Source organism: Brevibacillus brevis (assembly GCF_022026395.1).
Taxonomy (GTDB): Bacteria; Bacillota; Bacilli; order Brevibacillales; family Brevibacillaceae; genus Brevibacillus.
Window position 1 is genome coordinate 536,399 of the sequence record NZ_CP041767.1, and the last position, 11,102, is coordinate 547,500.

Annotated in this window: 11 protein-coding genes (1 of these 11 cut by a window edge); 9 read left to right on the forward strand and 2 right to left on the reverse strand. The window is 48.9% G+C overall.

The genetic code is table 11. From position 1 onward, the window contains the following. Positions 1-316 precede the first annotated feature (316 nt). A complete protein-coding gene (locus tag FO446_RS02925) occupies positions 317-2,554 on the forward strand; it encodes a hypothetical protein (RefSeq protein ID WP_173611941.1) in 2,238 nt (745 codons plus the stop codon). An 8-nt stretch (positions 2,555-2,562) separates the two neighbouring features. On the opposite strand, the gene abc-f is transcribed toward FO446_RS02925, so the two are convergent. After that, the gene (gene abc-f, locus FO446_RS02930) at positions 2,563-4,497 is read right to left on the reverse strand and encodes a ribosomal protection-like ABC-F family protein (RefSeq protein WP_173611942.1); all 1,935 of its coding nucleotides are present in this window, start codon (positions 4,495-4,497) and stop codon (positions 2,563-2,565) included. 107 nt (positions 4,498-4,604) lie between these two features. Here abc-f and FO446_RS02935 point away from each other — a divergent pair, with 107 nt between their 5' ends. The 6 genes from FO446_RS02935 to FO446_RS02960 all read left to right on the forward strand — a co-directional run bounded on the left by FO446_RS02935 (position 4,605) and on the right by FO446_RS02960 (position 8,575). After that, positions 4,605-5,183 carry a 5-formyltetrahydrofolate cyclo-ligase gene (locus FO446_RS02935; RefSeq protein ID WP_173611943.1) on the forward strand — a complete coding sequence of 193 codons (579 nt, stop codon included), beginning with the start codon at positions 4,605-4,607 and terminating at the stop codon, positions 5,181-5,183. Positions 5,184-5,314: 131 nt separating this feature from the next. Continuing rightward, positions 5,315-5,830, forward strand: a complete 516-nt coding sequence (locus tag FO446_RS02940) for a MogA/MoaB family molybdenum cofactor biosynthesis protein (RefSeq protein WP_012684262.1) — start codon at positions 5,315-5,317, stop codon at positions 5,828-5,830. Then, positions 5,824-6,825, forward strand: coding sequence for a molybdopterin-binding protein (locus tag FO446_RS02945; RefSeq protein WP_173611944.1), 1,002 nt, complete (start codon positions 5,824-5,826; stop codon positions 6,823-6,825). The genes FO446_RS02940 and FO446_RS02945 overlap by 7 nt, the downstream gene beginning before the upstream one ends. Positions 6,826-6,886: 61 nt before the next feature. Next, positions 6,887-7,252, forward strand: a complete 366-nt coding sequence (gene tatA, locus FO446_RS02950) for a twin-arginine translocase TatA/TatE family subunit (protein WP_237899874.1) — start codon at positions 6,887-6,889, stop codon at positions 7,250-7,252. Positions 7,253-7,273: 21 nt separating this feature from the next. Further along, the gene (gene tatC, locus FO446_RS02955; RefSeq protein ID WP_173611946.1) at positions 7,274-8,050 is read left to right on the forward strand and encodes a twin-arginine translocase subunit TatC; all 777 of its coding nucleotides are present in this window, start codon (positions 7,274-7,276) and stop codon (positions 8,048-8,050) included. Positions 8,051-8,155: 105 nt separating this feature from the next. Continuing rightward, positions 8,156-8,575 (forward strand): hypothetical protein, encoded by a 420-nt coding sequence (locus FO446_RS02960; RefSeq protein ID WP_173611947.1) that lies wholly within the window; start codon positions 8,156-8,158, stop codon positions 8,573-8,575. A 65-nt stretch (positions 8,576-8,640) separates the two neighbouring features. Here FO446_RS02960 and FO446_RS02965 read toward each other — a convergent pair whose 3' ends face one another. Beyond that, positions 8,641-9,960: a CAP-associated domain-containing protein gene (locus FO446_RS02965; protein WP_173611948.1), complete on the reverse strand. Its 1,320-nt coding sequence runs from the start codon at positions 9,958-9,960 to the stop codon at positions 8,641-8,643. 264 nt (positions 9,961-10,224) lie between these two features. Here FO446_RS02965 and groES point away from each other — a divergent pair, with 264 nt between their 5' ends. Together groES and groL are read left to right on the forward strand one after the other, a co-directional pair. After that, complete coding sequence (gene groES / locus FO446_RS02970; RefSeq protein WP_007721023.1) at positions 10,225-10,509, forward strand: co-chaperone GroES; 285 nt, start codon at positions 10,225-10,227, stop codon at positions 10,507-10,509. Between the two features lie 55 nt (positions 10,510-10,564). Beyond that, positions 10,565-11,102: the 5' portion of a chaperonin GroEL gene (gene groL / locus FO446_RS02975; RefSeq protein WP_047074052.1), read on the forward strand. It continues 1,094 nt past the right edge of the window; the window shows 538 of its 1,632 coding nt (coding positions 1-538); it begins with the start codon at positions 10,565-10,567; the stop codon falls past the right edge of the window.

Here is an 11,102-nt window from a genome sequence, read left to right on the forward strand (position 1 = left end):
AGTGAATGGAATAAAAGCATCTCTGAGGTTGGATCAGAGATGCTTTTTTTGTTTGTTTAAAATTACTGGGGGCCTCACCAGAAAATATTACACCCCTATATGCTAGCAGAAGCAAGCAGAAGCAAAAGGTGTAGCTGTTCCGTCCATCTCCTATGATTTATCCACATCATAGGATAACTTTCTGGATTGTTCACATGTACTCCTGTGAATACTGGTGATAACACGAGAAAATGACCGGGAAAACCGCATGTACTCTGTGGATTATTTTGTGGAAAATGTGGATAAAAAAGTCGAGTTATCAACAGGGGGGAGACTCGTGAGAAAGAAACTTGCGCTGATTTGCTTGTCATTCCTGATATTGTTTCTAGCTACAAATATAGGAAAACCGTTGATGGCAAAGGAAAAACAACAAGTCATCATGCTGTTTGTGGAGGGGATGTCGTTTCATGATCTGGAGCAGCTCAAAAAGTTATCTACTGTGGATAAATGGCTGGATGGTGCAGGAGCTGGGGCTCTTTCCATAAGAACACCCGGATCGCGCACAGCCGCAAACGGCTACCTACTTATGGGGAGCGGCGGTCAAGCGCTTTACTCTGATAAGAGCGGGACAGGCTATCATCCATACGAGGCGCTCTCGTCCAGGGAAACAGCAGTTGAACGGGCGCAAGAGCTAGGCAGTGATCAGGCGCAGGAGGTGGCGCGCTCCTCGATCATTTTTCCGGGTATTTTCCGGCTCTTGGCAGATAATCGGGAGAAACCGTATTCTGCGCAAATCGGGCTTCTTGGGACCGTGCTTGCAGCCAACAACATTCAGGTCGCTTTATACGGAAATGGTGACTATGAGGATTTCCGCCAGAGACATGCTGTTCTGTTTGCGATGGATCAGCAAGGAAGGATTCCGAAAGGGGACATTTCTTCAAAAAGCATGGAGCTCCTTCGTGGCTATCCGTACGGGATCAAGACCAATTACACGTACCTGCTTGAGAAAATCCGCAGTGAGCGTCAAGCGGGCTTGATCATTGCTCAACTCTCAGATTTATCCCGGTTATACCAGTTGAGTGCGGATATGGACCCGGATCAGTTTACCCGGCAGCATCACCGCGTTTTGCGTGATTTGTCTCTTTTCCTTGACCAGCTCCTTGTGGAACGTAAACCACACCAACGAATTGTATTGGCATCGCCAGCCGTCAATCGTGTGGCGACAAAAGAAAAGGCTCTCTTGTCTCCAGTGTTAATGTGGGGAGACAAAGCGAGTGGACTTTTGACATCAGCTACCACGAGAAAGTCGGGATTAATCAGTGGACTCGATATGGTACCAACTATATTGTCTTGGCTGGACGTACCCGTACCAAAAGGATTGGCTGGTCATGTCATACGTATTGAAAAAGGGGATGGCCTTCTTGCCCTTCAGAATCAGGTAGACGCAATTCATCATACATATGCGACACGGCCAGCCGTGCTATATACCTATGTCATGCTGCAGATTGTCATTGTAGGATGTGCGGTTGTTCTCTGGTGGTTTGGTCGGAAGCGGGAAGGAGTGGGACATTTTCGGCTTCGTAGAGGAATACGTCTCGCGCTGCTGGCTTTATTATGGTTTCCCGCATTGCTCTTGGCAGAGAGCCTGCTCGACTGGCAGGTATCTGGCGCGGTTGTCTTGGGAGGGCTCATCATGACTGCCTTGATCGCGGCTTTTTGGCAGGAAGCTCATGCTCTCCCGCGAATCGTGATGACGGTTAGCGGAGTCACAACAACCATCCTGCTGGCAGACGGATGGACTGACGCTCATTTGATGCGACAATCGTACCTCGGGTATGATCCAGTAATCGGAGCGAGGTTTTACGGGTTAGGAAATGAATACGAAGGGGTTCTGATCGGCAGCACGATCATGCTAGTAGCTTCGTTGTATGAGAGAATACGTGGGGGACAAAAGGAGCTAAGTAGGGAAAATAAATGGTTACCTGCTGTCTCCGTGGCTATATACGGTGTCGTGCTTTACTATATGGTGGCACCGAACCTGGGAACGGACGCGGGCGGTTTTCTTGCCGGGTTGATCGGATTTACCGTGGCATTGTCACGTCTTGAGGGCTGGCGAATCGGCAAAAAAGGCCTCCTGTTGTTGGCAGGCGGCCTGGTTATGGGTGTATGCAGTTTGATGGCGATCAGTCTCATGTCAGATCAGCCCTTAACTCATGTCGGACGGCTTTCTCAGCAGATTGTACATGGGGAATGGTCCGAAGTAGGGCAGATGATTGAACGCAAGCTGGCGATGAATCTCCGCTTGATTCGCGTTTCGATTTGGAGCAAAGCATTTGTCGTCTCCCTGATTGCTCTAGGCGTTCTCACCTTGAAAAACGACCGCTTTTTGCACCATCTGGCGAAGGACACGCCATACTTGGTTAAAGGCTTTGTTGGTGTCATTGTGGGTGCACTGGCTGGGTTGATCCTCAATGACTCAGGCATCGTCACAGCAGCCACCTGCATTACCTTTCTGGTGGTGCCTGCTCTCTATGCCGCCTTGGAGGAGCCTGCACAGGAGCGCTGTTCTACGTAAAGAGGGGATTACTCCTCTGATAGCGCGCTCCACTCGTCATACAACTGCTCCAGTTCTTCTTTGGCAGCATGGATTTGATCGTTGCGTTCTTTTGCCTGCACATGATCGCTATAAATTTCCGGGAGACAGAGCTCTTCTTCCCATTTGACAATGTCAGCCTCTCGTTTTTGGATCGTGACCTCAATCTCTTCCAAACGGCGCTGACGTTGACGTTCGCGACGTTTTGCTTCCTTATCTAGCTCATAAGAGGATTTCTCAGGCTGTGCCGCTACGGTACCGCCTTGTTTCTTTGCGGGCTGCGCTGCTTGTTCGGCTGCGAGCTCTTCCAGTTCCTGCTTTTTCTCCACAAAGTAATCGTAGTTACCCAAATAACTGGTCACGCCATCGCCTGTCAGCTCCAGTACGCGGGTGGCAATCTTGTTTAAGAAGTAACGGTCATGGGAGACGAACAGGATCGTACCCGGATAATCGTAGAGGGCGTTCTCGAGCACTTCCTTGCTGAAAATATCCAAGTGGTTCGTAGGCTCGTCGAAGATCAGGAAGTTTGCTTGCTTCAGCATGAGCTTTGCCAGAGAGACGCGTGCACGCTCTCCTCCAGACAGGTCGCTGATCTTCTTTTGTACATCATCACCGCTAAACAAGAAGTTGCCGAGCAAGGTGCGGACATCCTTTTCCAGCATGTTCGGGTATTCATCCCAAATTTCGCCGAGCACTGTATTCCGTTCGTTCAGGTTACGATGCTCCTGATCGTAGTACCCGATCGTTACATTGCTTCCGAAATGAATATCGCCGCGCAGCTTGGGCAACTGTTCCACAATCGTTTTTAACAGTGTCGATTTCCCGATACCATTGGGACCGACCAAGGCCACACGCTCCTCGCGCTCGATTTCAAACGTAAGGCCCTGAGAAAGGACAGCATCCGGGTAGCCAATCGCGACGTTGTTTGCTTTCATCACAATGGTGCCGCTCATTTTCGCCACATCAAAGGAGAAGTGGACGGATTTGTTGTTCATAATCGGCTTGTCCAAGCGGTCCATCTTTTCCAACGTCTTGCGCCGGCTCTGTGCACGTTTGGTCGTCGTAGCCCGAGCGATATTTCGCGCGATGAAATCCTCCAGCTTGGCGATCTCTTCCTGTTGTTTTTCGAATCGCTTCAAATCCTGTTCGAGCCGAGCCGCCTTTTCATCGAGGAAGCGGCTGTAGTTACCGACATAGCGGGTAGCGCGTGTCCGTTCGATTTCATAAACAACGGTCACGAGCTTGTCCAAAAAGTAACGGTCATGGGAAACGACGAGAATGGCGCCCTGATAGTTTTGCAAATACGTCTCCAGCCAAGTCAGTGTCTCGATGTCCAAGTAGTTCGTCGGCTCATCGAGCAGAAGAATAGTCGGAGATTGGAGCAGCAGCTTGGCGAGTGCCAGACGAGTCTTTTGTCCACCGCTCAATGTGCGGATCGGCGTCGTGTAATCGAAGTCCGCAAAGCGCAGACCATGCAAAACTCCACGAATCGCACCCTCGTAGCTGTAGCCGCCTTTTTCCTTAAAGGCCTCCGAGCGGTGAGAGTAATTTTCCAACAGTTGCTGGTAACGCTTCTCATCAGCGAGAATAGCCGGATCACCCATTTTGGCCTCTAGCTCACGAAGCTCCAGCTCTTCTTTTTGTAAATGGGAAAAAACGCTCAACAACTCATCCCAAATCGATCGTTCCGATTCAAGGCCGCTGTTTTGTGCCAAATACCCGAGTGTGACATCCTTTGGAATGCGGATAATTCCTTTGTCGTAGCTTAGCTCGCCGGCGAGGATCTTCATCAGAGTCGATTTGCCTGCACCGTTTACGCCAACCAGACCAACCCGTTCCCCGGTTTGAATTTGCAGGGAGATGTCTTGTAGAATGGTTTCGATACCATACGTTTTTTCTATATGTTCAGCTTGTAGCAAAATCATCGGATTCACCTCTTTATATACTAATGCCAGTGTAGCCTAGAGAGAGCGGATGGGACAAGCCTCGTGGGAATGTCCCAAGCACGTTACGAAAGAGGGAAGAGGTTGTCATGGACCAAAAAACGAATAAAAAACAGCTGCGAAGCCATATTTTGGAGAGGCGCAAGTCCATGTCTGCAAAGGAACGAGAGCAGCTTTCCAGAGAAGTATGCGATCATTTGCTGTCTCATGAAAGGCTGGCTGATGCCAAAGCAATCATGGCTTTCCATCCTTTTGGCGATGAACTGGATATTCTGCCCTTTCTACATGAGGCAAAAAAGCGAGGCCAAGACATATGGTTGCCGCTCACAAACGTTGCCGAGAGACGTCTCATTCCGTATCGGTATACAGGAACGCACATGCTAAAGCAAGGAGTCTACGGGATTTGGGAGCCAGATCCTGCCCTGGCAGAGGAAGCGGACGTATCACACTTGGATGCGATCGTTGTTCCCGGCGTTGCTTTTGACAGCAAGGGCGGACGTATGGGGTATGGTGGTGGTTATTATGACCGCTTTCTGGCAACGCTGAAAAAGCTCCCGTTCTTGGTTGGAGTCGGTTTCTCTATTCAGGTTGTGGAGCATGTGCCCCTAGAGTCTCATGATGTTTTGCTAGATGCAGTTGTCACCGAAAAAGGTCTACTGCATTTTTGAATGTTTTGTGTCAGTAGCTTTTTCATGCCTTCTCCTGCTGCGAATGGTGCTATCCACCAAGGAAAAACGACGAGACGTTTTTGACAGAAAAGTGTACAATACTATCGAATGAGAAACCGGAGGAATGTATCGTGAGCAAATGGAAGGTAGGCGTTATTTCTGCAAGTGATTCGATTGCCAGAGGAGATCGTGTGGACGATCGTATGCCAATCGTTCGTCATCTGACAAGGGAATGGCTTCAAGTAGATGTCGCTGTATACCGTGCCGTTAGTGATGATATGGAAGATTTGCAAGAACATATGATTGAGCTCGTAGACCGCGAAAAATGCGATCTGTTGATTGTTACAGGGGGCACAGGACTTAGCCCGCGTGACGTTACGCCAGAAGTGACAGCGTGGGTCATTGACAGACCAGTTCCAGGCTTGGCCGAAGAAATGCGCCGTGCTGGTTTGAAGCAATCCCGACGGGCGATGCTGACCCGTGCCGTTGCCGGAACCAGGGGTAATTCATTGATCATCAACCTCCCTGGGAATCCGAAAGGCGTAGAAATCTGTTTCAATGCGATTGGCGATATGCTTTCCGACGCTTTGCACATTTTGCAAGGAACGGGAGAAGCAAACGAAGATTGGGGAGGATTGCATTGGTAGAAAAACCTCAGATGCGGGAAGTGCCAGTGCGTGAAGCGATCGGAATGATGCTTCCTCACGATATGACGCAAATTTTGCCTGGAGAATTCAAAGGACGCTTGTTCAAAAAAGGACATGTTGTCACCGAGGCGGATATTGAGCCGCTGTTGTCCATTGGCAAAGAGCATATTTACGTCCTGGAGATGCCAGAAGGCTACATCCATGAGGAAGAAGCGGGCATTCGTATCGCCAAGGCTGTTTCTGGACCAGGCTTGACCTTAACGCCTCCTTATGAGGGCAAAGTATCAATGAAGGCCGCCAGAACAGGTTTAGCCAAAATCAACGAGGAAGCTGTCCATGCGTTGAACAAGCTCGAAGGAATTGCGTTCTCCACGATTTACGGCGATCAGGTCGTACATCCCGGACATACATTGGCGGCTACGAGAATCATCCCGTTAATTATGGAGGAGTCTCGAATCATCGAGCTAGAGCAACTGGCCAAACAGTTTGAAGAACCGATTGTACAAGTAAAAACGTTTCAGGATAAAAAAGTGGGACTTGTTACGACAGGGGGAGAAGTCTTCTCTGGTAGGATTGCAGATAAGTTCGGTCCTGTCATTCGAAGCAAGGTGGAAGCTCTCGGATCTACTGTCGTGGACCAGCGTTTTGCCCCAGATGACAAGGAAGCGATCGAACAACAGATTCACTCATTCCTCGATGAAGGTGTCGATCTGATTCTGGTCACAGGGGGCATGTCTGTCGATCCAGATGACCGCACGCCGGGAGCGATTGCAGGAGTAGGAGCAGAAGTGGTGCGCTACGGTACGCCGATGCTACCGGGTTCCATGCTGATGGTTGCTTACAAAGGTGATGTGCCGATTCTCGGGTTGCCGGGAGCGGTCATGCATGAAACATTTACTTCCTTTGATGTGTTTTTGCCGCGCATCTTAGCTGGGGAGCGAATTGTGGCTTCCGATATGACAAGACTCGGATATGGTGGTTTACGAAAGTGCTAGCTGGTTAGACTGGCAAATAACGAAAAGCAAATGACTTCACAAGAAAAAGGAGTGAACACGTATGAGCTCAATCGGGATTCCTGGATTAATCTTAATTTTAGTTTTAGCCTTGGTGCTTTTTGGTCCGAAAAAGCTTCCAGAATTGGGGCGTGCGGTAGGTCATACTTTGAAAGAATTCAAAAATGCTACGCGTAGTCTGACAAGCGATGATGAAGACGACGATGAAGAGAAAAAGCGCAAGGAGCTAGCCGCAAAAGAAGCGTCTGTCAAAACAACGCCGGTTATCGCTGAGAAGGAAGCAGCCGAGCGGGAGCGAATTGAACGCGAAGTTCGTGAAAAAATGGAACGCGAGCGCTTGGAAAAAGAAATCCGCGAAAAGCTGGAGCAAGAGCGCCTGCAAATGGAAAAAGAGCAGAAGAACGCGTAACAGGTAAGGTTGGTGGTTACCATGAAGGATCAGGAAATGACAGTGGTAGAACACCTGACGGAACTGCGCAAGCGCATCATATGGGTGCTGGCCGTGTTTATTGTCGCATTGATCGTCGGTTTTTTCCTCGCCGGTCCACTCGTGGATTATTTAAAGCAAGAACCGATTGCGGATGGCGTGCCCATTGTCTCGTTGCATCCGTCAGACGCACTTCGTGTTTACATGCAGGTTGCCTTCCTTGTGGGCGCTGTCATCACACTGCCTGTAGCACTTTATCACGTTTGGCGTTTTGTCTCACCAGGGATGGAAGTACATGAAAAGCGCGGGACGCTTTATTTCATCCCGGCGGCTTGTTTTCTGTTTATCGTTGGTATCGTGTTTGGCTACTACGTCGTTTTCCCGATGGTTATGCAGTTTATGACCAGTATTACAGCATCGATGGGCGCTGACCCGAACTACGGAATCGCGCAATACTTTGGTTTCATGTTTAATATGGTCATTCCGTTCGGGATACTGTTCCAGTTGCCAATTATCGTCATGTTCCTGACGAGACTGCGCATCCTCAATCCAATGAGGCTGGCAAAAGCACGACGTTACGCTTACTTTGCATTGGCTGTCGTCGGGATTACCTTGACGCCTCCCGAGATTGTCAGCGATATTCTCGTGATCATCCCTTTGCTGCTTTTGTACGAGCTGAGCATTTGGCTATCCCGTGTTGTTTATCGCAAGCAATTGAAAGAACAAGAAGCGTGGGAACAAGAATACGGCAGTTTGGAAACAAACGAACCCGTTCAATAACTTGTATGAGAAAAGTCTTCTGTCCTGAGTGGCAGAGGACTTTTTTTGGTATTCCAGCAGCAATTGGGAAATACTACGGTCGTTATGATCCAGGAGGTGCGGAACATGTGGCTGATCGTATGTTTGGCGTTGTTTTTTTCAGGGAGTACTGTTAATGCCGCCGGGCTGGGGGAGCCTATTGAGCTGTTTGATACGGACAAGCAACGCGTTGTGGCTAGCTTTGAAAATACAGCTGGATTTCAGGAGGAAGCCCAACAGATTTTGCAGAGTGTGAGCGGGCGGGTCTTGGAGTTTAATCCATCGTTGGATTCCGCTATGATCGTAAAAATTCCGCTAGTCCCCCCAAAGCCGATCAAGCTAAAATCCGCAAAGCTCGATGCGATGATTGCAGAGATGTTTGTCATCATGCCCAAAAAAGGGGAGCGTCGTCCGTGGCTGATCCTGCACACGAAAGAATATGAGACGGTTGTTGTGGAGTTTACTGAAAAAGTTGACCACCTGAGGGAACAGGTTAAATTGCCGTAAAGTGCACCTGTTTTGCAAAAACAAGCCCGGTCGTCCATAAAAAGCGACGAGACCGGGCTTTTCGATTATTTTGTGGGAGTGAGGAAGGTTTGGGTGAAGTAGTCTGTATATACACCCACTCCTAGCTGGGTGAAGCCTTTTTCGAGTACGTTTTTACGATGGCCTGGACTATTCATCCAACCTTCATGGGCTTCGATGGCATCCGTGTAACCTGCTGCAATATTCTCTCCAGCCATGCTGTAAGCGAGAGAGGCACTTTTCATGCGGTCAAATGGATTACTCCCCGTAGTCGCAGAGATATGATCGAAGAAATTGTTACCCTCCATGTCCATGCTGTGTTTTCGTGCCACATCGGCAGCCTTTTCATTCCATTGAAGGGGCGGAAGCTTATATCGGTAGCGGGAGACGTTGACCAGATCGAGGATTTGGCGCTCAGATGCAGCATTGACTTGTTCTCGTTCACCAACACGAAGCGGAGGGGGATCAAAATTGGGCGCCTGACCTTGATAGGTCCATTTCGTTTCGTAAAAACTGCCGCGCAACAGCATTTGCGTATCCATCATACGTACTGCGGTGACCTTGTTGCCATTCTGCTTGTCCAAATAATAAATGTAGGGTGTGCCGTCTTTCATGACGAGAGGGCGTTGCTGCTTTTGATTGGTGATCTGAATGTGTGCCCCCTGAAAAGAGAAAGAAACAATGTTTTGTACATCCAACTGACGTTCCAGTGATTGCTGGCTGGTGCCGACTCCGATGTTTCCGAGCTTTGCTGTAGGAGCGAGCGAATACACATCGACGACTTTGTCATTTGCGATGCCGACTTGAATGTATCGCGCAGGGTCACGATTATACACCCACCATTGATAGCCGAGACTGCTTGGCTCTTTGCGAGCAGGCTCACCTAACCGTTTGTGGACTTCCTCAGAAGAAATACCGAGAGCGATGCCAAAAATCGTGTTAGGCTTCTCCTCTCGAATGAGTGCTGCAGGTGGTTTGGCTGTTGCAGGCTTTTGGGGAAGCGACAGAGAGGCAGGGACGGCATCGGGTGTAGTCTGTTTTTCAGGCTGTCCGATGGAGAATACGGGAGGTTGACCCACCCAGGCGGTTTGGGAAGTTTCATCCCACCCGACAGGCTTATTCAAGTGACGACTGATCATGGAGAGAGGTACATATAGCGTCCCTTCGTATTTTAGGGAAGCTGGTATTTCCTTGCCTTCCTGCATGTAGTACCCGGGCTTTTCGCTTGTGACGATTTCACGGCCATCCCAATAGATGGAGGCGGGGTTAAGGTTGACCCGTATAAAGGAAGTAGTATCCGAAGTGAAGAGACGGCTGATTCCCAAGACTCCCAGGGCAATTAAGCCAATCCAGAGCCATTTGTGCATGGAACAATTCCCTCCTTGGCGAGCTTGCCTGATTCTATGTTTCATTTATATGAGCGTGTCCGAATACTAGAACCTTTTTGCTAGAGAATGCTATTTAATAGGAGGAAGAGTAGTCAAGCAGTTGCAAATGGAAAAAAGTGAGGGAAACTACTTGCAAAGTACATAGTGATTCATTATTATAGGAATTGGGTGTTAGCACTCATAACAGTCGAGTGCTAACAACGTAAATTTGTTTACCTACATTTTTTGAGGAGGGTGTTTTTAGTGCTTAAGCCATTGGGTGACCGTGTGGTAATCGAAGCTATCTCCAAAGACGAAACGACTGCAAGCGGTATCGTTTTGCCTGATTCTGCAAAGGAAAAACCGCAAGAAGGCCGCGTAATCGCAGTAGGTTCTGGCCGTGTTGCTGACAACGGCGAGCGCATCGCTTTGGAAGTAAAAGAAGGCGATAAAGTAATCTTCTCCAAATACGCTGGTACTGAAGTAAAGGTAGACAACAAGGAATACCTCGTGCTGCGCGAATCCGATATCCTCGCGATCATCGGTTAAGGCTCTTGACATAGGAAGTCGAACGAATAAACACATAACAGGAGGTTGAGTTTAGATGGCTAAACAAGTCAAATTCTCTGAAGACGCTCGCCGCTCCATGCTGCGCGGTGTTGAAACTTTGGCAAATGCGGTTAAAGTAACCCTCGGTCCAAAAGGCCGTAACGTGGTTCTTGAGAAAAAATTCGGTTCTCCGTTGATCACTAACGACGGTGTTACCATCGCGAAAGAAATCGAGCTGGAAGACGCTTACGAAAACATGGGTGCGCAACTGGTTAAAGAAGTTGCTACCAAAACCAACGACATCGCTGGTGACGGTACAACAACTGCAACTGTACTTGCTGCAGCTATGATCCGTGAAGGTCTGAAAAACGTAACTGCTGGCGCTAACCCAATGGTTATCCGTCGTGGTATGGAAAAAGCAGTTCGTGCAGCTGTAGAAGAAATCAAATCCATCGCGAAGCCGGTTGAGAACAAATCCTCTATCGCGCAAGTAGCTGCTATTTCCGCTGACGATCAAGAAGTAGGTAACCTGATCGCTGAAGCAATGGAAAAAGTGGGCAAAGATGGCGTAATCACTGTTGAAGAATCCAAAG